The sequence below is a fragment of the Tepidimonas charontis genome, from assembly GCF_007556685.1.
In the GTDB taxonomy this organism is placed as follows: Bacteria; Pseudomonadota; Gammaproteobacteria; order Burkholderiales; family Burkholderiaceae_C; genus Tepidimonas; species Tepidimonas charontis.
Map to the genome: position 1 here is coordinate 20,030 of NZ_VJON01000003.1, position 26,373 is coordinate 46,402.

Below are 26,373 nucleotides of genomic sequence, written 5' to 3' on the forward strand. Positions count from 1 at the left end.
GGCTCGATGCCGTCCGCGTGGGGACGTTGTGCGGTGGCGGCAACGCTTCGAGCCAATGGCGTGGCTTGGGCTCGCTTTCGAGCGGGCTCATGCCCGCATTGCTGATACGATAGTGGCACTTATACACTACGTACGAATGCTGGGCTGTCCGGCAGGCATTTGGGGGTGGGACTTGATCACACTGGGATCCTTGTTTGGTCGTGAACCAGCGCCGCTGCTGGGCGTGGACATCGGCTCCACCACCCTGAAGCTGGTCGAGCTCGACCGCCTGCGCGATGGCCGCTACGCCGTGTTGCACTGTGCCATCGAGCCGATGGACAAGGGTTGGATCGTCGATGGCAACATCGAAAAATTCGATGAGGTGGCCGAAGCGCTGCGGCGTCTGGTGCGCAAGGCGGGAACGAAGACCAAAGACGTGGCGCTGGCGTTGCCGGGCTCGGCGGTGATCACACGCAAGATCCACGTGCCCGGTGAGCTCAACGAGGATGAGCTGGAGCTGCAGGTCGAGGCCGAAGCCGCACAGCTGATTCCGTTTCCCCTGTCCGATGTGGCGTTGGATTTCTGCGTCGTCGGGCCGTCGTCGTCGGCACAGGGCTATGTGGAGGTGTTGGTGGCGGCAGCCCGTAAAGAGAAGGTCTCGGACCGACAGGGGCTCGCGGAGGCCGCGGGCTTGAATCCCGTCATTTGCGACATCGAGCCCTACGCTGCCCGGCTGGCGGCGCGGCGCGCCATCGAGCGCTTGTCCAACGCCGGTGCCAACGCGGTGGTGGCGTTGTTCGAAATCGGTTCGGCGTCCACTGCGCTGCAGGTCATTCGCAACGAGGAAATGATCTACGAGCGCGATCAACCCATCGGGGGGCAGATGCTGACACAGGCGATCGCGCGTCAGTACGCCATGCCCCTGGAGGAGGCGGAACTGAAAAAAAAGAACGGGATTGGCTTGCCAGCTGACTATCCGCAGCAGGTGTTGCAGCCGTTTTTGGACACCCTGGGGCAGGAATTGGGGCGGGCGCTGCAGTTTTTCTTCACCAGCACGCCGCACAACAAAGTCGATCACATTCTGTTGTCCGGTGGGTCGGCCAGTCTGCCCGGAGTGGCCCAGGCGGTCATGGCGCAGACCGGTTTTCCCACCAGTGTGCTCAACCCGTTCGATGGCATGGCGCTGCCGCCGCAGCTCTCGCCAGCCCGCTTGGCCGTAGAGCAGACGTCTTATCTGGTGGCCACCGGGCTGGCTCTGCGGAGGTTCGCCTCATGATCGCCGTCAACCTGCTGCCGCACCGCGAGTGGGCGCGCAAGAAGCGACGCGAGCGCTTTTACCTGCACATGGGGCTGGCGGCGGCGGTCGGGGTCGTGGCGGCCGTTTCGCTGTTTGCCTGGTTCGATGCACATATCGCGGAGCAGGAGGGACGCAACCAATTGCTGCAGCGCGAAATCGCTCAGCTGGACGCCCAGATCAAGGAAATTGCGACCTTGCAAGATGAACTGGAAGCGCTGAAAGCCCGGCAGAGTGCCGTCGAAAGCCTGCAAGCCGACCGCAACGTGCCCGTGCATTTACTCAATGAGTTGGTGCTTCGGTTGCCCGAGGGGGTGACCCTGCGCGCGATCAAGCAGGAAAGCGGCGGCATTACCCTCAACGGCGTGGCGCAGTCGCAGGAGCGCGTCTCTGAGCTGTTGCGTAATTTTTCTGGGGCCAGTCCGTGGTTGCGTCAGCCACAACTCATCGAAATTACCGCGGATACCATGACGATCAATCGCGGTGGACAGCGTCGCGTATTCAATTTTTCGCTGCGTCTGACCTTGGGTAAAGCGGAGGGCGGTTGATATCCCGGACGGACCGATACCATGGCCACAAAACGTAAGATCGCCGCAATCGATTGGGCCCAATTGCAGCAACATCTGCAGGCCCAGTTCCGCGGGCTCGATCCCAACGATCCCTCCCGCTGGCCAACGTTGCCGAAGGCCCTGCTGTTGGCGGCGGTCGCAGTATTCGTTTTTACGGGACTGTGGTACATCTGGATCTCGGCGCAAATCGAGACGCTGGAGGCAGCACAGCAGCAAGAAACGCAACTGCGTGACGAGTTTGTGCGCAAGCTCGCTCAGGCGGCTGCGTTGGATACGCGCAAGGCGCAGCTCGAGCAGGTTCGCCAGTATGTTGCCCAACTCGAAAAACAGCTACCCAGTCGGGCCGAGATGGATGCGCTGCTGTCGGATATCAATCAAGCTGGTGTGGGACGTGGATTGCAATTCGAGCTGTTTCGTCCAGGGCAGGAAGTGGTTCGAGATTATTATGCCGAGCTGCCGATTACGCTGCGGGTGGCTGGCTCGTATCACGATATCGGTATGTTTGTCGCCGACGTGGCGCAGCTGTCCCGCATCGTTACCTTGAATAACCTGGCGATTCAGCCTGCGCCCAATCGGCCCGAGATACTAACGCTGGAGGCAACGGCCAAGACGTTTCGCTACCTCGACCCCGATGAAATTCAGGCCCAAAAGGAAGCCAAGAAAGCACAGAAGGAGGCCTCGAAATGAGGTGCGTAGTCGTGACTCGAGGCTGTGAGCACGAGCCTATCGCCGGGGTACCGCGCGTGTTTGTGGCAACGCTGACGGTGGTCGTGATGGCCGTGTCGGCCTGCTCGAGCCCAGGTGACGACGACCTCCAGCAGTGGATGGCGCAGCAGCGCGCCAACGTACAACCCAAGGCTGAAACTGTGCATCCTCCGACGGCATTCCAGCCCCAGGTTTATCTGGTCAGCGACGCGGTCTCGCCGTTTGCAGAAGAGCGGCTCATCAGCGCTTTGCGTGCTGACTTGGCTTCGGCGGCGGCGTCGCGCTTGCTCGAGGCGGAGCAGCGGCGCCAGCGCGAGCCGCTGGAGGAATTTCCCCTCGATGCCATGGCCATGGTCGGCATGCTCCACCAAGGGGGTAAGCGGGTGGCGTTGTTGCGCGTCAACGGTCTGCTCTACACCGTGGGGGTGGGCAACCACTTGGGTCAAAACTATGGGCGCATCACCGCCATCACCGAAAATCAGATCACTCTGCGCGAAATCGTGCAAGACGCTGCCGGTGAATGGGTCGAGCGCATCGCCACGTTGCAGTTACAGGAAGGAAGCGGCAAATGACGACCGGACAGTTTTTCTTCGCCACGTCGGTCGCGCGAAGGCGGGGCCCATCGGGCTGGCGGATCTGGCTCGTGCTCGTGGGTCTGCTGGTTGGCGGCCTGGCCCACGCACAGGAGGCAATTCGGGCCGTCAGCGCCAGTGTCGTGGCAGGGCGCGAGGTGGTTCGTATCGAGACTGCGCAGCCCTTGTCCGCCGTCCCACGCGCTTTTACGATCCAGAGCCCGGCACGTGTTGTGTTTGATTTTCCGGCCGCACGCAATGAGGCGGGACGCGCCGTGTTCGATCTCAATCAGGGCAATCTGCGCTCGGTCCATGTGATCGAGGCGCAGGGCCGCACGCGCGTCGTTTTCAATTTGAATCGGGCCGTGCCGTACGAGACCGAGCTGCGCGGCAACGTGTTGCTGGTGACCCTGCAGCCGACCGACACCGCCGCGAGCGTGGCAGCGCCGGCGACCTTCGCCTCCGACCAACCGACAGCCGAGACCAAGGCGCTGGTCGACATCGACTTTCGGCGCAGCGAAGACGGTGCGGGGCGTGTGATCGTCGAGCTCGGGGACCCGCAAACCGGCGTCGATATTCGCAACCAGGGGCGCGCCTTGGTGGTTGAGTTTTTGCGCACCAGGTTGCCTGAAGGGCTGCGTCGCCGCATGGACGTGATCGATTTCGCTACGCCCGTGCGCATGATCACCGCCTCGCAGGTGGGCGATCGTGTGCGCTTGTTGGTCGAGGCCGTCGGGGAGTGGGAACACAGCGCCTATCAGCGCGACAACCGTTTCGTCTTGGAAGTTCGGCCGGTCACACCCGATCCGTCCAAGCTGGTGCAAGGGACCCGCTACAGCGGCGAAAAACTGACGCTGAACTTCCAAAATATCGACGTGCGTTCGCTGCTGCAGGTGTTTGCCGATTTCACCGGCTTCAACATCATCACGACCGACAGCGTGCAAGGCAACCTGACGTTGCGCTTGAAAGACGTGCCATGGGATCAGGCGCTCGACATCATTCTCGAGGCCAAGCAGCTGGGCATGACCAAGAGTGGCAACGTCATCCGTATCGCGCCGAAGAAGGATCTGGACGCCGAGGCCCTGGCGCAGCGCGAAGTCGGGAAAAAACTCGAAGAACTGGAGCCGCTGCGTACCGAGGTGTTCCGGCTCAATTTTGCGAAAGCCGAGGATGTTGTCAAAACGCTCAAGGATGCGACCTCCAGCGGTGGCGGAGAGAACGTGGCTACCAATCGCCTGCTCTCTACCCGGGGCTCGGCGGTTGCCGATTCTCGTACCAATCAGGTATTTGTGACCGACGTCTCGGCTCGGCTCGAAGCAGTCAGGGACTACATTCGCCGCGTTGACAGTCCCAAACGTCAAGTCATGATCCAAGCGCGGTTGGTTGAGGCTCGGGAGGGTTTTGGGCGCGCACTTGGGGTGCGGTTGGGTGGCGCGGACCTTCGCACGATTCGGGGCGGCGATGCCGGCTACAGTGTGGGGGGTGGCGCACGCGTTGCAATCGGTGGCTCGTATGACGCCATCACCGCCACCACCGGTGAATCGACCGGGGGTTTGAACAATCAAAATACCAACTTCTTCAATCTGCCGGCCACAGCCAATGTCAATAACATCGACGTGCCTCGCTTTGCCTTGTCACTGTTTAGCCCGGCGGCCAATCGGTTTCTGAATCTGGAGCTGGCGGCGCTCGAGTCCGACAACAAGGGTCGTATCATTTCAAGCCCGAAGATCGTCACCAGCGACCTCAATAAAGCGACCATCAAACAGGGCGATCAGCTGCGCTATCTGCAGCGCCGCACAGGCGCCGGTGGTGGGGCCGAGGACTTGATCGTGACCATCGACGCCAATTTATCGTTGGAGGTGACGCCGCAGATCACGCCGGCTGGTAAAGTGCTCATGTCCATCCGGGCAACGAAGAATCAGTTGACCGGTATCACATCGGCAGGTCCCCAGCTTGCCGTCAAAGAAATCGAGACGGAGGTCATGGTAGACAGCGGGGGGACCGTTATGATCGGTGGAATATTCGAGCAAGAAGAAATCGAAAGTGTCGACAAGGTGCCGGTACTGGGTGATGTTCCTGTTTTGGGTAATTTGTTCAAAAACCGCAACAACACCGCCAATAAACGTGAGCTGTTGATTTTCGTCACCCCCGTCGTGATCGAAGATGGTGTCGCAACACAGTGAGGTTATAGGCATGCGCTCGCTTCGAGTCGAGAAGTTTTAGGAGAACGTCATGATCAAGCGATGGATGGTTTGGCTGGCAACCGCATTGGTCTCGGCTCTGGCCGCCTGTGGCGGCGGTGGCGGCTCACCCGGCGCGAATCCCAATGATGGCGCGTTGTCGGTGGGGGCCGTCACCGCTTTGACCCTGATGCCAGGCGAAGCGCGGACACTGCCGGTTTCGGGGGGGGTGCCGCCTTACCGCGTTGTAAGCGCCGAGCGGGCCATCGCCGTCGCCGCCCTGGAGGGAAGCCAGCTGATCATCGGCGGACAAAACGCGGGTGAAACACGCGTGACGGTCGCTGATCGAGCGGGTAACACAGTCGGACTCACCGTTAAGGTGGGGTCCAGCATCCCGCTGTACACGACGGCCCCAGCGACGCTTCAGTTGGGCGTGGGGCCCAGTGAGGCGCGTACCTTCCGTGTCGCCGGCGGGGTCAAACCCTATGTGATCACCGGCAACGCGCCGTTGGTCGCCGCGGTCACGCAACTCGATGCCGAGCAGTGGCGCATTCAAGGGGTGGCGATTGGTAACATGCAAGTACGCATTCGCGATGCGGCGGGCACCGAGCTGGAGGTTGCTGTCACCGTGGGTTCGCCCGAGTTGCGGGTGTCGGTGGGTAGTATTTCCTTGCCGATCGGCGTTCCCAGCACCGTGATACTGAGCGGTGGTCAGCCGCCATACCGGATAGCTGGAGGAATCCCGTCAGCGGTGCAAGTCAAACGCTTGACAGACAATGAATTCGAAATTGTCGGATGGTTGGTGACTGGCGGGGTCGATGTGGTGTTCGCTGACGCCACGGGAAAAACAGTCACGACAAACGTTACGGTCGTAGCGCGCAATACCCAAATCGCGATTTCACCGAGTCAACTTCGGGTTGCGGAAGCCTCCGGTACCCAAGTGAAGTTCCAGGTCAGGACGGGGGCCCGTGGTCCCTTGGTGGTGCTCAGCAGTCGCCCGGGTCTGGTCGCGGTATCCGGTGTGACTGCACCGACCATCAATTCGGATGGAACGGAATTTGGTAGCTTCATTGGCACCGTTGGGGCGTCTGCTTGTGTTGGTGCCGACACCGACGTTGAACTGACGGCAATCGACGCCGCCGGATCGGTGGGCACGGCCACTGTGACCGTGCTCGACTTGGGTGATGTGTGCGGTGAGGTCGAGCCCCCAGAAACCAACTTCGCCGTTCTGGCTCCGCCGACGCTGAACCTGCCGTTGGGCGGCGTGCGCACCTACACCATCACGGGGGGTACCTTGCCGCTGGTGGCGGTTGCCGGCAACCCGCAGGTGCTCGAGGCAAGCATCATTGGCGATGGGCGCACGCTGCGCCTGCGGGGATTGGCTGCAGGGTCTTCGACGGTGTTCGTTTATGACGCCTTGGGCAATACCGCGTCGGGCATCAACACCGTCAACGTCATTGCTGTCGACTCGGGTGAGACGGTCGCGCTTGCGACATTCCCGTCATCGGCTACCGGGGCGGTCGGCGATACCCTGCGCTTCGTGGTTGCGGGCGGCACGGCGCCCTACACCTTGACGATCAACAATCCGGCGGTTGCGGCGGTATCGCCGACGAGCATTGGCAGCAGCGGCGGCGAGTTTGTCGCGACGCTGTTGAATGCTGGCTCGACGGTCGTGACGGTTCGCGATGCCAAGGGAGAAACGGTCAGCGTGCAATTGACGGCCGGGGCTGGGACACCGAATCTGCGCGTGTCGCCCTCGACCTTGGAGCTTGCGGAGCGCACGATCGTTACGCCTCTGCACATTGATGTGAATATTTATGGTGGCGTCGGCCCGTACAGGGTATTTAGTTCTGACACCAGCCTTATTGAGGTGGGTGATGGAACGACGTTTGGAAATAACACGCCGATTGTCGGTTCGACGTTTACCATTCGGCAACTGGGCAGCAGAGACGTATCTGATGATAGGGAAGTCATCGTGACTGTCATTGACTCAACTGGGGCAAGCGCGACCAGTCAAATCAAGATCAAGAATAACAATTGACGAGGTGAGCGCGATAGTACTCATCGGTCTGCCCGGCGCCGGCAAGACCACGGTCGGCCGGCAGCTGGCGCGGCGGCTGCAGTTGCCGTTCGTCGATTCCGACCAGGTGATCGAGGATCGCCTCGGGTGCACGATTCGCGCCTTTTTCGAGCGTGAAGGGGAGCCGGCGTTTCGCGATCTGGAAGAAGCGGTGATCGATGAGCTCACGCGTGGCCCGGCGTGTGTGCTGTCCACGGGCGGCGGGGCGGTATTGCGCCCCGCCAACCGGCGCCATCTGCGCGAGCGCGGGCGGGTCTTTTATTTGCGGGCAGCCCCGGAGGATTTGTTTCGGCGCTTGCGTCACGACCGCACCCGGCCGCTGCTGCAGGTGGCGGACCCGCTGCGGCGCTTGCGCGAGCTGTACGCCGCGCGCGATCCGCTGTACCGGGAGACGGCGCATCACGTGGTGGAGACCGGGCGTCCCTCGGTGACGTTGTTGGTGCACCGGATGCTCGCGCAATTGGAGCTCGACCCGTCGGGCGTGGCGCAGGGCTCGTCCGGTGACGAGGCCCCGTCCGGGCCACGCGAGAAGTAGGCGTAACACCGCGGGTGCGGAGTGGCGAACACGGTGCAGCGTCGTGCCGCCCGTGGCCGCCGCACACAGCTTTCCCGGTGACGGTTGCAGGAAGCTCGTGGTCGCGGGCACCTCGGATTGGGGTCGTCGTCCCTTCGGTACACTTGTCGCATGGATGTTGCCGCCACCCTTTCCACCGCGGGTACGTCGCCCGGCTTTTTGCACCGCGTCACCATCGATCTGGGTGAGCGCAGCTATGCGATCGATATCGGCGCAGAGGTGTTGGGCGATCCGGGGACGTGGGCGGGCTTGCCGCGGGCGGCGACGGCGGCCATCGTCACCAACGACGTGGTGGCCCCGCTGTATCTGAGTCGTCTGCGGTCGGCCTTGGCGCCGCATTTCCCGCGCGTGCTCGACATCGTGCTGCCGGATGGGGAGGCGCACAAGGACTGGCCGACGTTGAACCGGATTTTCGATGCGCTGCTGACCCACGCCTGTGACCGTAAGACGGTGCTGTTTGCGCTGGGCGGTGGCGTGATCGGTGACATGACGGGATTCGCTGCGGCGTGTTACCAACGTGGGGTACCCTTCGTGCAGGTACCCACGACGTTGTTGGCGCAGGTCGACTCTTCGGTGGGTGGCAAGACGGCGATCAATCACCCGCTGGGCAAAAATATGATCGGTGCCTTCTACCAGCCACTGCGGGTGGTATGCGATTTGGCGACGCTGGCGACGCTGCCGGCGCGCGAGTTCAGTGCCGGCCTGGCGGAAGTGATCAAATACGGGCCGATCGCCGACCCCGCGTTTTTGGACTGGGTCGAAGACCGGATGGAGGCGCTGCGCGCGCGCGAGCCGTCGGCGCTGGCGTATGCGGTGCGACGCAGCTGCGAGATCAAGGCAGCGGTGGTGGGGCAGGACGAGCGCGAGTCCGGGCTGCGCGCCATTTTGAATTTTGGTCATACGTTTGGTCACGCCATCGAGGCCGGTTTGGGCTACGGTGCATGGCTGCACGGCGAAGCCGTGGGGTGCGGCATGGTGATGGCGGCGACGCTGTCGCAGCGGCTGGGCCGGGTGTCGGCGGACTACGTGCAGCGGCTGACGCGGTTGATCGCTGCTGCCGGGCTGCCCACGCGCGCCCCGCGCCTGGCCGATGACAACGCGGCGCGCTACCTGGCGCTGATGCGCGTGGACAAGAAGGCCGAGGCGGGGGCCATCCGGTTCATCGTCGTGGATGAGCAAGGCCACGCCGAGCTCTGTCCGGTGCCCGACGCGGTGGTGGCCGAGGTGATCGACGCCTGCTGCGTGTGATGGGGCCGATGGCGCTTGCTTCCTACGCCTGTGATCCGGCGCACTCGCGCGGGCGCCGCCACCCCGAGCCGCCGGCGCCGACGCGCAATCCGTTTCAGCGCGATCGGGACCGCATCATTCACTCGTCGGCGTTTCGGCGCTTGGTCTACAAGACCCAGGTCTTTCTCAACCACGAGGGCGACCTGTTTCGCACCCGCCTGACGCATTCGCTGGAAGTGGCCCAGCTGGGGCGTAGCATCGCACGCGCCTTGGGTTTGCATGAGGATTTGGTGGAAGCGATTGCGCTGGCGCACGATCTGGGCCACACCCCCTTTGGCCATGCCGGCCAAGACGCCCTCAATGCCTGTCTGCACGAAGACGACGGCCCGGCACGCGATGAGCCGCGTGGCGCCGACGAGCCGCACGGCGGCTTCGAGCACAATCTGCAGAGTTTGCGCGTCGTCGATGCGTTGGAGGAGCGCTACCCCGCCTTTGACGGACTCAACCTCTGTTTCGAGACGCGCGAAGGCATCCTCAAGCACTGCTCGCGTGCCAATGCCGAGTGGTTGGAAGCGCGTGAACCGGGTGGGGTGGGGGCGCGTTTTCTGCGTGGTCACTCACCCTCGTTGGAGGCCCAGTTGGCCAATGTGGCCGACGAGATCGCCTACAACGCGCACGATATCGACGATGGCGTGCGCAGCGGACTGCTCACCCTGGAGCAGCTCGAAGCGGTCGAGCTGTTCGATGTCTTTCGGCGCGAGGCGTTGGCCGAGCATCCGGCCTTGCACGGGCGCCGCTTGCTGTATGAGACGATCCGTCGCATGCTCAGCGCCCAGGTGTATGACGTCATCGACGCCACGCGGCGCGCCCTGGCCGCCGCCGGAGTGCGCACGCTGGATGACGTCCGCAGTCGTGCGCCGCTGCTCGGATTTTCGCCGGCGATGCGTGAGGCAAGCGCCGCGTTGAAGCGTTTTTTGCTCGTCAACCTGTATCGGCACCCGCAGGTGATGGACACCACCGGGCGCGCCCGGCGCGTGGTGGCCGACCTGTACCGGGCCTACTGTGCCGATCCCCGTCTGCTGCCCCCGCCGCGCCCGGGGGTGGCGTTGTCGCTGCGGCGCCGCGTGGCCGACTACATTGCCGGCATGACCGATCGCTTCGCGATCCGCGAGCACCAGCGGCTCACGGGTGAACGCCTGTTTGGATAGCAGTGATGCCGATGCGCCGGATGGGAGAGAGCCAACGCGGTGCGCCGCCTGCCATGCCGTCAGCCTTTGGGCGGACCGCGATCCGGCGGGCGTTTTTTGGCTCGGGCTCGCGGCCGAATTTTTTTTCGCCGCGCTCATCGTCGGCTCCGCTGGCCGTGACGGGGTGGCAGGCCACCGTATCGCCGTTGCTGCAGCAGGGCGTTGTGTGGCGAGCCTGGGGCTTGGTGCGAGGCGGGGAGGCGGTGTAGATGGCGCGCCAGCCGCGGTGGTCGGTCACCGGACGCCCCCACCTGTTGCGACATATCGGCCACAGCGGGCAGCCGGTCTTCGTCGATGACGGTGATCGCGCCTTGTGCCGAGATTTGCTGCTGGCTGGAGCCGAGCAGGAGGGGGTGGCGTTACACGCCTACACGCTGCTCGCGGCCGACGTTTGGCTGCTTGGCACACCCCGGCGCGAGGGCGCCCTGGCGCGCTGGATGCAGGCCCTCGGGCGCGCCTATGTGCGCGCGTTCAACCGCCGCCACGGGCGCAGCGGCACGCTGTGGGATGGACGCTATCGCGCCACCGTCCTAGCCGAGCCCTGGGTGCTGCCGGCGATGCTGATGTTGGATGCCGAGCCGGTGCGTCTGGGGCTGGCTGCGGCGCCGGAGGCGTGGCCATGGTCCACCCATGGTCATTATGGCGGGCTGGCTGCGCAGGCCGGCCTGACGCCGCCGGCGGCTTGGTGGGCGTTGGGCGATACCCCCTTTGCGCGCGAGGCCCGCTACCGCCAGTACTCGCGTGAGGGCTTGCCGGCGGCTGCGGCGCAGCGCCTGCGTGAGGCCGCCACCAAAGGCTGGCCGTTGGGAGACGCCGACTTTTTGGCTGCGCTGCAGGCCGAAACCGGACGACGCGTCACGCCAGCGCGTCCGGGCCGACCCCGCAAGCGGGGCTGAAGGTGCGCGCCGGTCACTCCGTTGGATGGCGCGCGCGACCGTCCGGTGGCGGGGTGCCCCGTGCCCGTCGGGCTCGTGCGTCGAGTCCGGGGCCGACGGCAGTGGGCCGCCTGGCTGCGGCACGGGGCGGGCAGCTACGGCCCGGCCAGGTTGAGGCCCAGCGGGTGAGGGGTCGACCGTCGTGTATGTAATCTGTCCCCAATAAATAAATTGGGATTCTGCTTCGTATATAAATAATCTTCTGACCCCAAATATTTGGCTTGCGTGTCGCACCGGCTTGTCGTATGCTCCCACCATCGTGTTTTTTGCCTTGGAGTCTGGCGTGTCTGATTCGTCCCCCCTTTGCGCACCCGCCGGCGGTCTGTATGACCCCGCATATGAGCACGACGCTTGCGGCGTCGGTTTCGTGGCCCACATCAAGGGTCGCAAGAGCCACGCGATCATCGCGCAGGCGCTCAAAATTTTGGAAAACCTGGACCATCGGGGCGCTGTCGGCGCCGATCCCCTGATGGGGGACGGGGCCGGGATCCTGATCCAGATTCCCGATCAGCTCTACCGCGAGGAGATGGCCAAGCAGGGCGTGACCCTGCCGCCGCCGGGCGAGTACGGCGTGGGCATGATCTTTTTGCCCAAGGAGCACGCCTCGCGCCTGGCCTGTGAGCAGGAGCTCGAGCGCGCCATCAAGGCCGAGGGGCAGGTGCTGTTGGGTTGGCGTGACGTGCCGGTGAATCGCGATATGCCGATGTCGCCGGCGGTACGTCAGACCGAGCCGGTGATCCGCCAGGTGTTCATCGGGCGCGGCAGCGACGTCATCGTGCAGGACGCGCTGGAGCGCAAGCTCTACGTGATTCGCAAGACGGCCAGCGCCGCCATCCAGCGCCTGCAGCTGACGCACAGCAAGGAATACTACGTGCCCAGCATGAGCAGCCGCACTGTGGTCTACAAAGGGCTGCTGCTGGCCAACCAGGTGGGCGAGTACTACCTCGATTTGCGCGATCCGCGCTGCGTCTCGGCGCTGGGCCTGGTGCACCAGCGCTTCTCGACCAACACCTTCCCCGAGTGGCCGCTGGCACACCCCTACCGCTACGTGGCCCACAACGGCGAGATCAACACCGTCAAGGGCAACTACAACTGGATGCGCGCGCGCGAAGGGGTGATGGCCTCACCGGTGCTGGGTGAAGACCTCAAGAAGCTGTATCCGATTAGCTTTGCTGGCCAGTCCGACACCGCCACCTTCGACAACTGTCTGGAGTTGCTGACCATGGCCGGCTATCCGCTGGCGCAGGCGGTCATGATGATGATCCCCGAGCCGTGGGAGCAGCACACGTTGATGGACGAGCGCCGACGCGCCTTCTACGAATACCACGCGGCGATGCTGGAGCCCTGGGACGGGCCGGCGTCGATCGTCTTCACCGACGGGCGCCAGATTGGCGCGACGCTGGACCGCAATGGCCTGCGGCCTTCGCGCTACTGCGTCACCGACGACGACATGGTCATTATGGCGTCGGAGTCGGGCGTATTGCCGGTGCCCGAGAGCAAGATCGTGCGCAAGTGGCGCTTGCAGCCGGGCAAGATGTTCCTGATCGACCTAGAGCAGGGCCGTCTGATCGATGACGAAGAGGTCAAGGCGACGCTGGCCAACGCCAAGCCCTACAAGCAGTGGATCGAGAACCTGCGCATTCGCTTGGATGACGTGGAGCGCCCGGTGGCCGGCGACGACGAGGCCAGCGTGCGCGCGGTGGCCGATGAGTCGTCGCACGCGGCCATGGAGCGCGTGGACGCACAGCTGCTCGACCTGCAGCAAGCCTTCGGCTACACCCAGGAGGACATCAAATTTCTGATGGCCCCGATGGCGCAAAACGGCGAAGAGGGCGTCGGCTCGATGGGCAACGACAGCCCGTTGCCGGTGTTGTCCGACCGCCCCAAGCCGCTGTATCACTATTTCAAGCAGCTGTTCGCGCAGGTCACCAACCCGCCGATCGATCCGATCCGCGAGGCGATCGTGATGTCGTTGGTGTCCTTCATCGGCCCGCGCCCGAATCTGCTCGACATCAATCAGGTCAACCCGCCGATGCGGCTGGAGGTGAGCCAGCCGGTGCTCAATCATGCCGACATGGCCAAGCTGCGCGACATCGAGCGGCGCACGGGCGGCAAGTTCAAGAGCAGCACGCTCGACATCACCTACCCCGTGGCCTGGGGCAAAGAGGGAGTGGAGGCCAAGCTGGCGTCGCTGTGCGCGGAGGCAGTGGATGCCATCAAGAGCGGCAGCAACATCCTCATCATCAGCGACCGCGGCGTCAACCGCGAGCGGGTGGCGATTCCGGCGCTGCTGGCGCTGTCGGCCGTGCACCAGCACCTGATCCGCGAGGGGCTGCGCACCGCCACCGGTCTGGTGGTGGAGACCGGCAGCGCGCGCGAGGTGCACCACTTCGCGGTGCTCGCCGGCTACGGCGCCGAGGCCGTGCATCCGTATCTGGCGCTGGATACGCTGAAGGCCATCCACAAGGACCTGCCCGGCGAGCTCTCGGCCGACAAAGCCATCGCCAACTACATCAAGGCGGTCGGCAAGGGCCTGTCGAAGATCATGTCCAAGATGGGCGTGTCCACCTACATGAGCTACTGCGGTGCGCAGTTGTTCGAAGCGGTGGGCATCAATCAAGCGACCATCGACAAATATTTCACCGGCACCGCCAGCCGCGTCGAGGGCATCGGCGTGTTCGAGATGGCCGAGGAGGCCATTCGCCTGCACCGGCAGGCGTTCGGCGACGACCCGCTGCTGCGCGACATGCTGGACGTGGGCGGCGAGTACGCTTGGCGCGTCCGTGGCGAAGAGCACATGTGGACGCCGGATGCGATTGCCAAGCTGCAACACGCCACCCGCGCCGGCAACTACGCCACCTACAAGGAATACGCACAGATCATAAACGACCAGTCGCGCCGCTTGATGACGCTGCGCGGACTGTTCGAGTTCAAGGTCGATCCGGCCAAGGCGATCCCGATCGAGGAGGTCGAGCCGGCCGCCGAGATCGTCAAGCGCTTTGCCACCGGAGCGATGTCGCTGGGCTCGATCAGCACCGAAGCCCACACCACGCTGGCCATCGCGATGAACCGCATCGGCGGCAAGAGCAACACCGGCGAAGGCGGCGAAGACCCGGCACGCTACCGCAACGAGCTCAAGGGCATCCCGATTCGTCAGGGCCAAACGGTGGGCTCGATCATCGGCCCGGACAAGGTGGAGGTGGACTACACGCTGCAAGACGGCGATAGCTTGCGCTCGCGCATCAAGCAAGTCGCCTCGGGGCGCTTCGGTGTCACCGCCGAGTACCTGGTCAGCGCCGACCAGATCCAGATCAAGATGGCGCAGGGCGCCAAGCCGGGCGAAGGCGGCCAGTTGCCGGGCTCGAAGGTGTCGCCCTATATCGGCTATCTGCGCTATTCGGTGCCCGGGGTTGGCCTGATCAGCCCGCCGCCGCACCACGACATCTACTCGATCGAGGATTTGGCGCAGCTCATCCACGACCTGAAAAACGTCAACCCGCGCGCCGACATCTCGGTCAAGCTGGTGTCCGAAGTCGGCGTGGGCACGATCGCGGCCGGGGTGGCCAAGGCCAAGGCCGACCACGTGGTCATCGCCGGCCACGACGGCGGCACCGGCGCGTCGCCGTGGTCGTCGATCAAGCACGCCGGCAGTCCGTGGGAAATCGGCCTGGCCGAGACGCAGCAAACGCTGGTGCTCAACCGTCTGCGCGGGCGCATCCGCGTCCAAGTGGACGGTCAGATCAAGACCGGGCGCGACGTGGTGATCGGCGCTTTGCTGGGGGCGGATGAATTCGGCTTCGCCACCGCGCCGTTGGTGGTGGAGGGTTGCATCATGATGCGCAAGTGCCACCTCAACACCTGCCCGGTGGGGGTGGCCACCCAAGACCCGGTGCTGCGCAAAAAGTTTGCCGGCAAGCCCGAGCACGTCGTCAACTACTTCTTCTTCGTCGCCGAGGAGGTGCGCGCCATCATGGCGCAGCTGGGCATCCGCCGCTTCGACGACCTGATCGGGCGCACCGACCTGCTCGATATGAAGAAGGGCATCGCGCACTGGAAGGCGCGCGGGCTCGACGTTAGCCGCCTGTTGCAGCAGCCACAGGTCGGACCCGAGGTGCCGCGTCGCCACACCGAGGTGCAGAACCACGGCCTGGACAAGGCGCTGGACGTCAAGCTGATCGAGAAGGCCCGGCCGGCCATCGAGCGCGGCGAGAAGGTGCAATTCATCGAGAGCGTGCGCAACGTCAACCGCACGGTGGGGGCGATGCTGTCGGGCGAGGTCACGCGCCACCATCCGGAGGGGCTGCCCGATGACACCATCCGCATCCAGCTCGAAGGCACCGGCGGTCAGTCGTTCGGGGCCTTCCTGTGCAAGGGCATCACGCTGTACCTGATCGGCGACGCCAACGACTACACCGGCAAGGGGCTGTCGGGCGGGCGCATCGTGGTGCGGCCTAGCATCGACTTCCGCGGCGACGCCGGGCACAACATCATCGTCGGCAACACCGTGCTGTACGGCGCCACCAGCGGCGAGGCGTTCTTCCGCGGCGTGGCTGGGGAGCGTTTCGCGGTGCGCCTGTCGGGCGCCACGGCGGTGGTGGAGGGCACCGGCGACCACGGCTGCGAATATATGACCGGCGGCACGGTGGTGGTGCTGGGCCCCACCGGGCGCAACTTCGCCGCTGGCATGTCGGGTGGCGTGGCCTACGTGTACGACGAGGACGGGTTGTTTGCCAAGCGCTGCAACACGGCGATGGTGGCGCTGGAGCGGGTGCCCAGCAGCGCCGAGCAAGAGGCCACGGTCGAGCGTGCGATCTGGCACCGCGGCCAGACCGACGAGGCGCAATTGCGCCACCTGCTGGAAGAACATCACCGCTGGACCGGCTCGACCAAGGCGCGCGCCCTGCTGGACGACTGGGCGACGGCGCGCACGCGCTTCGTCAAGGTGTTCCCGCACGAGTACAAGCGCGCGCTGGCCGAGCTGGGCGCCAAGGCCGCGGCCGCCGGTGCGGTCGCCAGCGAAGCCAAGACCGTGAAGGCGGCGGCTAAGGCCCGCCAAGGGGCCGTGGCCTGAAGCGCGCCGTCATCGAGGATTACGAAAAAGCAACGATCATGGGCAAGATCACCGGTTTCATGGAGTTCGCGCGCATCGAGGAGGGCTACCAGCCGCCCGCCGAGCGCGTCAAGCACTACCGCGAGTTCGTCATCGGGCTCGACGAGCAGCAGGCCAAGATCCAGGGCGCGCGCTGCATGGATTGCGGCACGCCGTTTTGCAACAACGGCTGCCCGGTCAACAACATCATTCCCGACTTCAACGACCTGGTCTATCGCGGCGACTGGCGCAACGCGATCGCGGTGCTGCACAGCACCAACAACTTTCCGGAATTCACCGGGCGCATTTGCCCGGCGCCGTGCGAGGCTGCGTGCACGCTCAACATCAACGACGACCCGGTCGGTATCAAATCGATCGAGCACGCCATCATCGACCGCGCCTGGGCCGAGGGTTGGGTGGTGCCGCAGCCGCCGGTGGCCAAAACCGGTAAGCGCGTCGCCGTGGTGGGCTCCGGCCCGGCGGGGCTGGCGGCGGCGCAGCAGCTGGCGCGCGCCGGCCACGACGTCACCGTGTTCGAGAAGAACGACCGTGTCGGCGGGCTGCTGCGCTACGGCATTCCCGACTTCAAGCTGGAGAAGTGGCTGATCGATCGCCGCTTGGCCCAGATGCAGGCCGAAGGCGTCACCTTTCGCACGCGCACGTTGGTGGGCGCCTTGCCCGAGGGCGCCAAAGTCACCAACGACGCGCGCGAGACCATCGAGCCGCGGCAGCTGCTGGCGGAGTTCGACGCCGTGCTGCTGTGCGGCGGCGCCGAGCAGCCGCGCGACCTGCCGGTGCCCGGGCGCGAGCTCGATGGCATCCACTTCGCGATGGAGTTTTTGCCGCAGCAAAACAAGCTCAACGCCGGCGACAAGCTCAAAAAACCGATTTCGGCGGCGGGCAAGCACGTCATCGTCATCGGTGGCGGCGACACCGGCAGCGACTGCGTCGGCACCAGCAACCGGCAAGGGGCGCTGAGCGTCACCCAGTTCGAGCTGATGCCGCAGCCCCCCGCGCAAGAAAACAAGCCCTTGACGTGGCCGTACTGGCCGCTGAAGCTGCGCACCAGCACCAGCCACGAGGAGGGCTGCCAGCGTGAGTTCGCCATCGCCACCCAAGCCTTCATCGGCAAGGGTGGTAAGGTCAGCGCGGTGCGCACCGTGCACGTCGAGATGAAGGACGGCAAGCTGGTCGAAGTACCCGGGACCGAAAAGGAATACCCGGCCGATCTGGTGTTGCTGGCCATGGGCTTCGTCTCGCCCATCGGCAGCGTGCTCGATGCGTTTGGTGTGGAAAAAGACGTGCGCGGCAACGCCAAGGCGCACACCGAGGCCCAGGGGGGCTACGCCACCAACGTGCCGAAGGTGTTTGCCGCGGGCGATATGCGGCGCGGCCAGTCGCTGGTGGTGTGGGCCATTCGTGAGGGTCGGCAGGCGGCGCGGGCGGTGGACGAATTTCTGATGGGGCAGTCGGTGCTGCCGCGCTGAGGCACCGTCCGGATGGAGTCGCTGTCGGCCGCAGGACCGGCCCGCGCTTCGCGAACAACGATTGGGGATTTCCCTTATCATTGACGAAGCCGGCGCTGCCGGCTTCGTCATTTTGCGGTCATCATGAACGTCCCTCCCCTGGTCGAGTTGCGCGGTGTCACCTTCGGTTACGGTGATGGCCGCGTCGTGCTCGACGACGTCAGCCTGCACGTGCCACGCGGCAAGGTCTCGGTGCTGATCGGCACCTCGGGCGGGGGAAAGACGACGTTGTTGCGTCTCATCGGTGGGCAACTGCGCGCACGCAGCGGCCAGGTGCTGTTCGATGGCCGGGACGTCGGTGCGCTGGACCGCGATGGGCTGTACGCGATGCGCCGGCGCATGGGCATGCTGTTCCAGTTCGGTGCCCTGTTCACCGACATGTCGGTGTTCGACAACGTCGCCTTTCCGCTGCGCGAGCACACCCGCCTGTCCGAGCCGCTGATTCGCGACATCGTGTTGATGAAACTGCACGCGGTGGGTCTGCGCGGCGCGCGCGACCTCATGCCCGGGGAGCTGTCGGGCGGCATGGCGCGCCGCGTGGCGCTGGCGCGTGCCATCGCGCTCGATCCGGAGCTCATCATGTACGACGAGCCCTTTTCCGGGCTGGACCCGATTTCGCTGGGCACCGCGGCGCGGCTGATCCGGCAGCTCAACGACACGCTCGGGCTGACCAGTTTGATGGTGTCGCACGAGCTGGAGTCGACCTTCGCGGTGGCCGACCACATCGTCGTGCTGGCCAACGGACGGGTGGCGATGCAGGGCACGCCGGATGAGGTACGCCACAGCAGCGACCCGTTGATTCGGCAGTACGTCACGGCCTCGCCCGACGGGCCGGTGCGCTTTCATCACCCCGCGCCGCCGGTGGCGCAGGATTTTGGCGTGGTGCCGCAGCAGGGGGTGCGGCCATGAGGCGCTGGTGGCATCCGGCCGACATCGGCTGGGCGGTGCGCGTCAAGCTGGCCGACCTCGGGCTGGGGGCGCGCCTGTTCGTGCGATTGCTGCTGGGTTCGTGGGCGAGTTTTCGGCGCTTCGGCCTGATCCGCGACCAGATCCATTTTTTGGGCAACTACTCGCTGTCGATCATCGCGGTGTCGGGCCTGTTCGTCGGCTTCGTCTTTGGCTTGCAGGGCTACTACACGCTACAGCGCTATGGCTCGGCCGAGGCGCTGGGCCTGCTGGTGACGCTGAGCCTGGTGCGCGAGCTGGGGCCGGTGGTCACGGCGCTGCTGTTTGCCGGGCGCGCGGGCACTTCGCTGACGGCCGAAATCGGCCTCATGAAGGCCGGCGAGCAGCTCAGCGTGATGGAGATGATGGCGGTCGATCCGATCGACCGCGTGCTGGCGCCGCGCTTTTGGGCCGGTGTCATCGCGATGCCGTTGCTGGCGGCGGTGTTCAGCGCCATGGGCATCATCGGCGGCTGGATCGTGGGGGTGCTGATGATCGGGGTCGACGGCGGCGCCTTCTGGAGCCAGATCCAGGGTGGCGTCGATGTCTGGTCGGACGTGGGCAACGGCATCATCAAGAGCGTGGTGTTTGCCATCGCCGTGACCTTCATTGCGCTATTGCAGGGCTTCGAGTCACACCCCACGCCCGAGGGCGTCTCGCGCGCGACCACGCGCACCGTCGTCATGGCGTCGCTGACCGTGCTCGGGCTCGACTTCATCCTCACTGCGCTTATGTTCACCATCTGACGACGAAAGACCTTGCCGTGATGCAACGCTCCAAGATCGATGTGTGGGTTGGCCTGTTCGTGGTGATCGGCACGGTGGCGATTCTGTTTTTGGCGCTGCAGGCCGCCAACTTGCTCAACCTCAGCTTTCATCCCACCTACCGGGTGACGGCGATGTTCGACAACGTCGGCTCGCTCAAGCCCAAGGCCGCGGTGCGCAGCGGTGGCGTCGTCGTCGGGCGCGTGGAGTCGATCGCGTTCGACGACCGCAGCTACCAGGCGCGCGTGGTGCTGGCGTTGGAGTCGCGCTATGCCTTCCCCAAGGACAGCTCGCTCAAAATCCTCACCAGCGGGCTGCTGGGCGAGCAGTATGTCGGCATCGAGCCGGGCGGATCGGACGAGAACCTGGCCGACGGTGATACCATCACCCAGACCCAATCTGCCGTCGTGCTCGAAAACCTGATCGGTCAATTTTTGTTCAACAAGGCGGCAGAAGCAGGGAGTGCACCATGATTCGACGCAGTGATGGCAGAAGGGCGCAGGCGATGACGCGACCGCGTCCACAGGCTGGCCGTGCGGCGCCACGGCGGCTCGCCCGCGTGGTCGCATTCGCTGCCGTGGCGGCTGCTTTGGGCGGATGCGCCAGTGGCCCAGATGCCCATCCCCACGATCCACTCGAACCGTTCAACCGCGGGGTGTATCGGTTCAACGAGGCGGTCGATGAGGCCGTGCTCAAGCCCGTCGCCCAGGGCTATCAGGCCGCCGTGCCACGCCCGGTGCGCATCGGGGTCAACAACTTTTTCGGCAACCTGCGCGACCTGTGGTCGGCGGTGAATGCCGTGCTGCAAGCGCGTCCGCAGCCAGCGGTCGAAAACGTCATGCGCTTCAGCGTCAACACCGCGTTGGGCTTCGGCGGCGTGCTGGACCTTGCCAGCGAAATGGGTATTACCCGCACCACGCTCGATTTTGGCCAGACGCTGGGCCGCTGGGGCGTGCCCGCAGGCCCCTATCTGGTGTTGCCCTTGCTGGGGCCGTCCACCGTGCGCGATACCGTGGCGCTGCCGGTCGATCGCCAGGGCGACCCGGTGGCTCAGGGCATCGATCACGTCGCTACACGCAACAGCCTGCAGGCGCTGCGCATCGTCGATCAGCGCGCCGGCCTGCTGCGTGCCGGTGAGCTGCTGGAGCAAGCCGCTTTGGATAAATACGGGTTTACCCGTGACGCCTACTTGGCGCGCCGACAGCGCCAGATCGATGCGGCGCAGGGGGGTGGGCGCGACGAGTGAGTGGCCAAAGCTCGGCACTGGACGCCCGCGCGCCGCCGTGGCCGCGCTCGGGCGCGGGTGCCGGGTGGGACCTCTTGGGACATCGAACCGGATGACGGGCCGTGGTGTACCGATGTGGTCTTTTTGGCATGGGCGGGCCAGGGGATGGGGCACAGCGGGTGCGTCTGCGACGCCTCGGGAGGCTCGGCCCCATCGGTTGAGGGCAGGCTGGGGGCAGGCGGGGGCGCCGCGCGGGTGACAACGGTAACCAAAGGTGACGGCGCGGAACCACAGGGTGCACGACGAGTACGAAAACACATGAACGACGATCCGATCACACGCCATCACACCGGCAGGCCGTGGGCCACACGGCGGCGCGGCCTCGCGTTGCTGCTGGGCGCAGCAGCAATGGCGCCGTTGTGGCCATCGTGGGCTTTGGCGCAGGCCGTCGCGCCCGAGGGGCCCGAGGCGCTCATCCAGCGTGTCGGCCAGCAGGTGTTCGATACGGTCAAGAACGACCCGGCGCTGCGCAACGGCGACCTGACGCGCATCATGGCCCTGGTGGACACCGTGCTGATGCCGCACGTCAATTTCGAGCGCATGACGGCCTCGGCCGTGGGGCGTTTCTGGCGGCAGGCGACGCCCGAGCAGCGCCAGCGCCTGCAGCAGGAGTTCAAGGCGCTGCTGGTGCGCACCTACTCCGGGGCGCTGACGCAGATTCGCGACCAGACGCTGGTCATCCGTCCGCTGCGGGCGGCGCCCGATGCCACCGAGGTGGTGGTGCGCTCGGAAATTCGCGGCCGCGGCGACCCGATCGCGCTCGACTACCGGCTGGAAAAAACCCCCCAGGGCTGGAAGGTGTACGACCTCAACGTCATGGGTGTCTGGTTGGTGGAGACCTACCGCACCCAATTTGCGCAAGAAATCAACGCGCGCGGCATCGACGGTTTGATTGCCGCCTTGGCCGAGCGCAACCGCACCAACGCGCAACGCAGCTGAGCGATGGCGACCACCGTACTGCCGCCGCTGCCGGCCACGCTCACCCAAGCCGAGGCCGAGGGCTATCTGGCGCGCTGCCGGGCGGCCATCGCCGGGGCGGCGGCGGGCGCGCCGTGGCGGCTGGATGCCTCGGCGCTGCAGACCTTCGATTCGTCGGCCTTGGCGGTGTTGCTGGCGCTGCGGCGCGAGGCCGCTGCGCGCGGCGCGCCGTGGCAGCTCGATGGCATGCCGCAACGGCTGCAGGTCTTGGCGGGCTTGTATGGGGTGGCCGAATTGATTGCCGCCTAAAATGGCGGGTTTATGTCGGCAGCCCTCGTTTTCGACCGCGTCAGCAAGCGCTACGCCACCGCCCGCGGCGCCTTCGATGCCTTGCACTCGGTGCACTTCGAGGTGCAGCCGGGGGAGTTTTTCGCCCTCTTGGGTCCCAACGGCGCGGGCAAGACCACGCTGATCAGCATCTTGGCGGGCTTGGCGCGGCCCAGCAGTGGGCGCGTGTCGGTGTTTGGTGTCGACGTCCAACGCGACCCGATGCAGGCGCGGCGCTGGCTGGGCATCGTGCCGCAAGAGCTGGTGTTCGATCCGTTCTTCACCGTGCGCGAGGCGTTGCGTTTTCAGTCCGGCTATTTCGGCATCCGGCGCAACGACGACTGGATCGACGAGCTGCTGGCTGGCTTGGGGTTGAGCGACAAGGCCGAGACCAACATGCGCCAGCTCTCCGGCGGCATGAAGCGGCGTGTGATGGTCGCGCAGGCGCTGGTGCACCGGCCGCGCGTCATCGTTCTGGACGAGCCCACGGCGGGGGTGGACGTGGAGCTGCGGCAGACCCTGTGGGCCTTCATCGCGCGCCTGAACCGGGCTGGCAGCACCGTGCTGCTGACCACGCACTATCTGGAAGAAGCCGAGGCCTTGTGCAGCCGGGTGGCCATGCTGCGTGCGGGACGCCTGATCGCGCTGGAGCGCACCGCGGAGCTGCTCAAGCGAGCCTCCTCCAATGTGCTGCGGTTCAAGACCGACCAGGCCTTGCCGGCCGAGATCGCCCAGCGCGCCCGTGCCACCGGGCGCATTTGGCAGGTCAAGGTCCACGATGCGGTGGAGGTGGAGCAGACCTTGGCGGCCTTGCGCCAGGCCGGTGTGGTGCTGGAGGATATCGAGGTGCGCAAAGCCGACCTGGAAGACGTTTTTTTGGAGCTGATGGCGGCACAGCCCGCCACGGCGGAGGTGCATACATGAGTGCGTACGTTGGCAGGGGCGGGGACGCCGCAGCCGGCATGACCGCATCTGGGGCGGAGGGCAGGGCATGAGCGGCTGGCGCGCCCTGTTCGTCAAGGAGGTGCTGCGGTTTTGGAAGGTGGCCTTCCAGACCGTGGCGGCGCCCATCGTGACGGCCATGTTGTATCTGCTCATTTTCGGCCACGTGCTCGAGGACCACGTCCAGGTCTACGACGGGGTGGGCTACACCGCTTTCTTGTTGCCGGGCCTGGCGATGATGAGCTTGTTGCAAAACGCCTTTGCCAACAGCTCCTCCAGCCTGATTCAGAGCAAGATCATGGGCAATTTGGTGTTTTTGCTGGTGACGCCGCTGTCGCATTGGGCGTGGTACGTGGCCTATGTCGGCTCGTCGGTGCTGCGCGGCTTGGTGGTGGGCGCCGGTGTGCTGGCGGTGACCGCGTGGGCCGCCGATCTGCGCTTTGCCTACCCGCTGTGGATCATCGTCTTCGCCGCGCTGGGAGCGGGTTTTCTGGGCGCGCTAGGGGTGGTGGCTGGGCTGTGGGCGGAAAAATTCGACCAGATGGCGGCGTTCCAGAACTTCCTCATCATGCCGATGACCTTCCTATCCGGCGTGTTCTACTCCATTCATTCGCTGCCGCCGTTGTGGCAACGCATCAGTCACCTCAATCCGTTTTTCTACATGATCGACGGCGCGCGCTACGGCTTTTTTGGCGTCAGCGACGTCTCGCCGTGGCTGAGTCTGGCGGTGGCGGCCAGCGCATTCGTGGCCGTATCCGCCGTGACGCTGTATCTGCTGCGCATCGGCTACAAGGTGCGTCATTGAGGCGCGCCACCGTGTCGTGCGCGGGCACCAGCCTGGCGAGCGCCGACAGGCGTGGCTTGGCCACGGCGCGCTTGGGCTCATGTGGCCGCCCCGCCAGGCGGGGCGGCAGTGGTTTTTTCATCATGCATCCGACCTTTTGCCCATGACTGCTGAACAATTGCAGGCCCTCATTGCCGCCGGCCTGCCCTGCACCCATCTGGAAGTCAGTGGCGACGGCCGCCACTGGGCCGCCGTCGTCGTCTCGCCCGCTTTCGAGGGCAAGCGCGCCATCCAACGCCACCAGATGGTGTACGCGACGCTGGGGCAGCGCCTGCACACCGACGAAGTGCATGCGCTGTCGATGAAAACCTACACCCCTGCCGAGTGGCAGGCCACGGGCCAGCGCTGAAGGAAGGGCCCATGGATCGCTTGCGTATTCGCGGGGGGCTGCCTCTGCACGGCGAGGTGCCGATTTCGGGGGCCAAAAACGCGGCCCTGCCCGAGCTGTGCGCGGCGCTGCTCAGCGCCGAGCCGCTGACCCTGCGCAACGTGCCGCGCTTGCGCGACGTGGCCACGATGCGCACGCTGCTGGAGGGCATGGGGGTGCAGGTGCGCACGCATGGCGAGCGCGGCGGCATGACGCTGCAGGCCCGTGAGCCGCTGCAGCCGCTGGCACCCTACGAGCTGGTCAAGACCATGCGCGCCTCGATTTTGGTGTTGGGGCCGCTGCTGGCGCGCTGTGGGCGCGCACGTGTGTCGCTGCCCGGGGGCTGCGCGATCGGCTCGCGCCCGGTCGATCAGCACATCAAGGGCCTGCAGGCCATGGGGGCCGAAATCACGGTCGAGCATGGCTACATCGAGGCGCGGCTGGCAGCCGGCCGCACGCGGCTGCGCGGCGCGCGCATCACCACCGATATGGTGACGGTCACTGGCACCGAAAACCTGATGATGGCCGCCACCTTGGCCGAGGGCGAGACGGTGCTGGAAAACGCCGCCCAGGAGCCCGAAGTGGTCGATCTGGCCGAGCTGCTCATCGCCATGGGGGCGCGCATCGAAGGGCACGGCAGCAGCCGCATCCACATCCAGGGCGTGCCGGCGCTGCGCGGGGCCGAGCACACCGTGGTGGCCGACCGCATCGAGGCCGGCACGTTTTTGTGCGCGGTGGCCGCCGCCGGCGGCCAAGCCTGGTTGCGCGGCGCGCGCGCCGATCATCTGGATGCGGTGGTGGACAAGCTGCTGGCTGCCGGTGTGCAGGTGCAGGCGCAGCCCGATGGGATGGGCGTGGCCTCGCCGGGGGGCGCGGCGCTGCGCGCGCAGAGTTTTCGCACCACCGAGTACCCTGGCTTTCCCACCGATATGCAGGCGCAGTTCATGGCGCTGAACTGCGTGGCTCAGGGACCCAGTGCCGTGACCGAAACGATTTTCGAAAACCGATTCATGCACGTGCAAGAACTCGTTCGGCTGGGGGCGCAGATCCGCATCGACGGCCGCACCGCTTTCGTCGAGGGCGGGCAGCGCTTGTCGGGCGCCACCGTCATGGCCACCGATCTGCGCGCATCCGCCAGCCTGGTCATCGCCGCCCTCGTGGCCGAGGGCGAGACGGTGGTCGAGCGCATCTATCATCTGGACCGTGGCTACGACCAGATGGAGCGCAAGTTACGCGCCCTGGGCGCCGACATCGAAAGAATCGCATGAGCGCGGACACCCTGACGCTGGCCCTGTCCAAGGGCCGCATCTTCGACGAGACCTTGCCGCTGCTGCGCGCCGCCGGCATCGAGGTGCTGGAAGACCCCGAGACCTCGCGCAAGCTGATTTTGCCCACCAACCGGCCCGACGTGCGCGTGGTGCTGGTGCGCGCCACCGACGTGCCCACCTACGTCGAGTACGGCGGCGCCGACCTGGGGGTGTGCGGCAAAGATACGTTGATCGAGCACCAAGCCGTCGCTGGCGGCCCCGGCCACGTCGGTCTGTACCAGCCGCTGGACCTGGGCATTGCGCGCTGCCGCATGAGCGTGGCCGTGCGCGCCGACTTCGACTATGCCAGCGCGGTGCGCCAGGGGGCGCGGTTGCGCGTGGCCACCAAGTACGTGGCGGTGGCCCGCGACTTCTTTGCTGGCAAAGGCGTGCACGTCGATCTCATCAAGCTGTACGGCAGTATGGAGCTGGCGCCGCTGACCGGGCTGGCGGATGCCATCGTCGATTTGGTTTCCACCGGCAACACGCTCAAGGCCAACCAGTTGGTGGAGGTCGAGCGCATCATGGACATCTCCGCACGCCTGGTGGTGCGGCCAGTGGCGCTCAAGCTCAAGCGCGTGCGCATCCAGCCGATCTTGGACGCTTTTGCTCAGGCCGTGGGCACGCGTGCCCAGCCCTGAGGCGGGCATGTCCAGGTGCGGCGCTGGCCGATTGGCGCCGGGCGCGGCGGCTGCGG

General features: G+C 65.5%; 23 protein-coding genes. All 23 read left to right on the plus strand.

The genetic code is table 11. From position 1 onward, the window contains the following. The first annotated feature begins 172 nt into the window (after positions 1 to 172). The 23 genes from Tchar_RS01655 (at position 173) to hisG (ending at position 26,317) form a co-directional block, all read left to right on the plus strand. Entirely contained in the window at positions 173 to 1,255 is a 1,083-nt protein-coding gene (locus Tchar_RS01655) for a pilus assembly protein PilM (RefSeq protein WP_144327360.1), read from the plus strand. Next, entirely contained in the window at positions 1,252 to 1,821 is a 570-nt protein-coding gene (locus tag Tchar_RS01660) for a PilN domain-containing protein (protein WP_144327361.1), read from the plus strand. The genes Tchar_RS01655 and Tchar_RS01660 overlap by 4 nt, the downstream gene beginning before the upstream one ends. Before the next feature lie 21 nt (positions 1,822 to 1,842). After that, a complete protein-coding gene (locus Tchar_RS01665) occupies positions 1,843 to 2,529 on the plus strand; it encodes a type IV pilus inner membrane component PilO (protein ID WP_144327362.1) in 687 nt (228 codons plus the stop codon). A gap of 86 nt (positions 2,530 to 2,615) precedes the next feature. Beyond that, positions 2,616 to 3,119: a pilus assembly protein PilP gene (locus Tchar_RS01670; RefSeq protein WP_236640092.1), complete on the plus strand. Its 504-nt coding sequence runs from the start codon at positions 2,616 to 2,618 to the stop codon at positions 3,117 to 3,119. Then, complete coding sequence (pilQ, locus tag Tchar_RS01675; protein ID WP_144327364.1) at positions 3,116 to 5,302, plus strand: type IV pilus secretin family protein; 2,187 nt, start codon at positions 3,116 to 3,118, stop codon at positions 5,300 to 5,302. Before Tchar_RS01670 ends, pilQ begins: the two co-directional genes overlap by 4 nt. A 49-nt stretch (positions 5,303 to 5,351) precedes the next feature. Next, positions 5,352 to 7,340: a pilus assembly protein N-terminal domain-containing protein gene (locus tag Tchar_RS01680; protein ID WP_144327365.1), complete on the plus strand. Its 1,989-nt coding sequence runs from the start codon at positions 5,352 to 5,354 to the stop codon at positions 7,338 to 7,340. Between the two features lie 4 nt (positions 7,341 to 7,344). Next, a complete protein-coding gene (locus Tchar_RS01685) occupies positions 7,345 to 7,914 on the plus strand; it encodes a shikimate kinase (protein WP_236640093.1) in 570 nt (189 codons plus the stop codon). 150 nt (positions 7,915 to 8,064) lie between these two features. Next, on the plus strand, positions 8,065 to 9,201 hold the full coding sequence (aroB, locus tag Tchar_RS01690) for a 3-dehydroquinate synthase (RefSeq protein WP_144327366.1): 1,137 nt from the start codon (positions 8,065 to 8,067) through the stop codon (positions 9,199 to 9,201). Next, a complete protein-coding gene (locus Tchar_RS01695; protein ID WP_144327367.1) occupies positions 9,201 to 10,388 on the plus strand; it encodes a deoxyguanosinetriphosphate triphosphohydrolase in 1,188 nt (395 codons plus the stop codon). The genes aroB and Tchar_RS01695 overlap by 1 nt, the downstream gene beginning before the upstream one ends. Before the next feature lie 248 nt (positions 10,389 to 10,636). Next, entirely contained in the window at positions 10,637 to 11,323 is a 687-nt protein-coding gene (locus Tchar_RS01700; RefSeq protein WP_144327368.1) for a transposase, read from the plus strand. 322 nt (positions 11,324 to 11,645) lie between these two features. Next, positions 11,646 to 16,433 carry a glutamate synthase-related protein gene (locus Tchar_RS01705; protein ID WP_144327369.1) on the plus strand — a complete coding sequence of 1,596 codons (4,788 nt, stop codon included), beginning with the start codon at positions 11,646 to 11,648 and terminating at the stop codon, positions 16,431 to 16,433. 38 nt (positions 16,434 to 16,471) lie between these two features. Beyond that, a complete protein-coding gene (locus tag Tchar_RS01710) occupies positions 16,472 to 17,938 on the plus strand; it encodes a glutamate synthase subunit beta (protein ID WP_144327370.1) in 1,467 nt (488 codons plus the stop codon). 123 nt (positions 17,939 to 18,061) lie between these two features. Then, positions 18,062 to 18,886: an ABC transporter ATP-binding protein gene (locus tag Tchar_RS01715; protein WP_144327371.1), complete on the plus strand. Its 825-nt coding sequence runs from the start codon at positions 18,062 to 18,064 to the stop codon at positions 18,884 to 18,886. Next, positions 18,883 to 19,668: a lipid asymmetry maintenance ABC transporter permease subunit MlaE gene (gene mlaE / locus Tchar_RS01720; RefSeq protein ID WP_144327372.1), complete on the plus strand. Its 786-nt coding sequence runs from the start codon at positions 18,883 to 18,885 to the stop codon at positions 19,666 to 19,668. The genes Tchar_RS01715 and mlaE overlap by 4 nt, the downstream gene beginning before the upstream one ends. Before the next feature lie 20 nt (positions 19,669 to 19,688). After that, complete coding sequence (gene mlaD / locus Tchar_RS01725; RefSeq protein WP_144327373.1) at positions 19,689 to 20,159, plus strand: outer membrane lipid asymmetry maintenance protein MlaD; 471 nt, start codon at positions 19,689 to 19,691, stop codon at positions 20,157 to 20,159. A 32-nt stretch (positions 20,160 to 20,191) separates the two neighbouring features. Then, positions 20,192 to 20,932: an MlaA family lipoprotein gene (locus tag Tchar_RS01730; RefSeq protein WP_144327374.1), complete on the plus strand. Its 741-nt coding sequence runs from the start codon at positions 20,192 to 20,194 to the stop codon at positions 20,930 to 20,932. A 297-nt stretch (positions 20,933 to 21,229) separates the two neighbouring features. Next, positions 21,230 to 21,910 (plus strand): MlaC/ttg2D family ABC transporter substrate-binding protein, encoded by a 681-nt coding sequence (locus tag Tchar_RS01735; protein ID WP_408033527.1) that lies wholly within the window; start codon positions 21,230 to 21,232, stop codon positions 21,908 to 21,910. Positions 21,911 to 21,913: 3 nt separating this feature from the next. After that, on the plus strand, positions 21,914 to 22,198 hold the full coding sequence (locus tag Tchar_RS01740; RefSeq protein ID WP_144327375.1) for an STAS domain-containing protein: 285 nt from the start codon (positions 21,914 to 21,916) through the stop codon (positions 22,196 to 22,198). A gap of 12 nt (positions 22,199 to 22,210) precedes the next feature. Then, on the plus strand, positions 22,211 to 23,140 hold the full coding sequence (locus Tchar_RS01745; RefSeq protein WP_144327376.1) for an ABC transporter ATP-binding protein: 930 nt from the start codon (positions 22,211 to 22,213) through the stop codon (positions 23,138 to 23,140). Between the two features lie 67 nt (positions 23,141 to 23,207). Continuing rightward, positions 23,208 to 23,963 (plus strand): ABC transporter permease, encoded by a 756-nt coding sequence (locus Tchar_RS01750; protein WP_144327377.1) that lies wholly within the window; start codon positions 23,208 to 23,210, stop codon positions 23,961 to 23,963. A 142-nt stretch (positions 23,964 to 24,105) separates the two neighbouring features. Further along, positions 24,106 to 24,351 carry a BolA family protein gene (locus Tchar_RS01755; RefSeq protein WP_144327378.1) on the plus strand — a complete coding sequence of 82 codons (246 nt, stop codon included), beginning with the start codon at positions 24,106 to 24,108 and terminating at the stop codon, positions 24,349 to 24,351. Between the two features lie 11 nt (positions 24,352 to 24,362). Further along, positions 24,363 to 25,637 (plus strand): UDP-N-acetylglucosamine 1-carboxyvinyltransferase, encoded by a 1,275-nt coding sequence (murA, locus tag Tchar_RS01760; protein WP_144327379.1) that lies wholly within the window; start codon positions 24,363 to 24,365, stop codon positions 25,635 to 25,637. Then, a complete protein-coding gene (hisG, locus tag Tchar_RS01765; protein ID WP_144327380.1) occupies positions 25,634 to 26,317 on the plus strand; it encodes an ATP phosphoribosyltransferase in 684 nt (227 codons plus the stop codon). The genes murA and hisG overlap by 4 nt, the downstream gene beginning before the upstream one ends. Positions 26,318 to 26,373: the final 56 nt, after the last annotated feature.

Excerpts from the sequence above, each read along its gene's own strand:
- Tchar_RS01700 (WP_144327368.1), top strand. The coding sequence starts at position 10,637 with ATGGCGCGCCAGCCGCGGTGGTCGGTCACCGGACGCCCCCACCTGTTG.
- Tchar_RS01750 (WP_144327377.1), top strand. The coding sequence starts at position 23,208 with ATGAGCGGCTGGCGCGCCCTGTTCGTCAAGGAGGTGCTGCGGTTTTGG.
- aroB (WP_144327366.1), top strand. The coding sequence starts at position 8,065 with ATGGATGTTGCCGCCACCCTTTCCACCGCGGGTACGTCGCCCGGCTTT.
- pilQ (WP_144327364.1), top strand. The coding sequence starts at position 3,116 with ATGACGACCGGACAGTTTTTCTTCGCCACGTCGGTCGCGCGAAGGCGG.
- mlaD (WP_144327373.1), top strand. The coding sequence starts at position 19,689 with ATGCAACGCTCCAAGATCGATGTGTGGGTTGGCCTGTTCGTGGTGATC.
- Tchar_RS01745 (WP_144327376.1), top strand. The coding sequence starts at position 22,211 with ATGTCGGCAGCCCTCGTTTTCGACCGCGTCAGCAAGCGCTACGCCACC.
- Tchar_RS01665 (WP_144327362.1), top strand. The coding sequence starts at position 1,843 with ATGGCCACAAAACGTAAGATCGCCGCAATCGATTGGGCCCAATTGCAG.
- Tchar_RS01695 (WP_144327367.1), top strand. The coding sequence starts at position 9,201 with ATGGGGCCGATGGCGCTTGCTTCCTACGCCTGTGATCCGGCGCACTCG.
- Tchar_RS01735 (WP_408033527.1), top strand. The coding sequence starts at position 21,230 with ATGAACGACGATCCGATCACACGCCATCACACCGGCAGGCCGTGGGCC.
- Tchar_RS01740 (WP_144327375.1), top strand. The coding sequence starts at position 21,914 with ATGGCGACCACCGTACTGCCGCCGCTGCCGGCCACGCTCACCCAAGCC.
- Tchar_RS01710 (WP_144327370.1), top strand. The coding sequence starts at position 16,472 with ATGGGCAAGATCACCGGTTTCATGGAGTTCGCGCGCATCGAGGAGGGC.
- Tchar_RS01670 (WP_236640092.1), top strand. The coding sequence starts at position 2,616 with ATGGCCGTGTCGGCCTGCTCGAGCCCAGGTGACGACGACCTCCAGCAG.
- mlaE (WP_144327372.1), top strand. The coding sequence starts at position 18,883 with ATGAGGCGCTGGTGGCATCCGGCCGACATCGGCTGGGCGGTGCGCGTC.
- murA (WP_144327379.1), top strand. The coding sequence starts at position 24,363 with ATGGATCGCTTGCGTATTCGCGGGGGGCTGCCTCTGCACGGCGAGGTG.
- Tchar_RS01660 (WP_144327361.1), top strand. The coding sequence starts at position 1,252 with ATGATCGCCGTCAACCTGCTGCCGCACCGCGAGTGGGCGCGCAAGAAG.
- hisG (WP_144327380.1), top strand. The coding sequence starts at position 25,634 with ATGAGCGCGGACACCCTGACGCTGGCCCTGTCCAAGGGCCGCATCTTC.
- Tchar_RS01680 (WP_144327365.1), top strand. The coding sequence starts at position 5,352 with ATGATCAAGCGATGGATGGTTTGGCTGGCAACCGCATTGGTCTCGGCT.
- Tchar_RS01730 (WP_144327374.1), top strand. The coding sequence starts at position 20,192 with ATGACGCGACCGCGTCCACAGGCTGGCCGTGCGGCGCCACGGCGGCTC.
- Tchar_RS01755 (WP_144327378.1), top strand. The coding sequence starts at position 24,106 with ATGACTGCTGAACAATTGCAGGCCCTCATTGCCGCCGGCCTGCCCTGC.
- Tchar_RS01715 (WP_144327371.1), top strand. The coding sequence starts at position 18,062 with ATGAACGTCCCTCCCCTGGTCGAGTTGCGCGGTGTCACCTTCGGTTAC.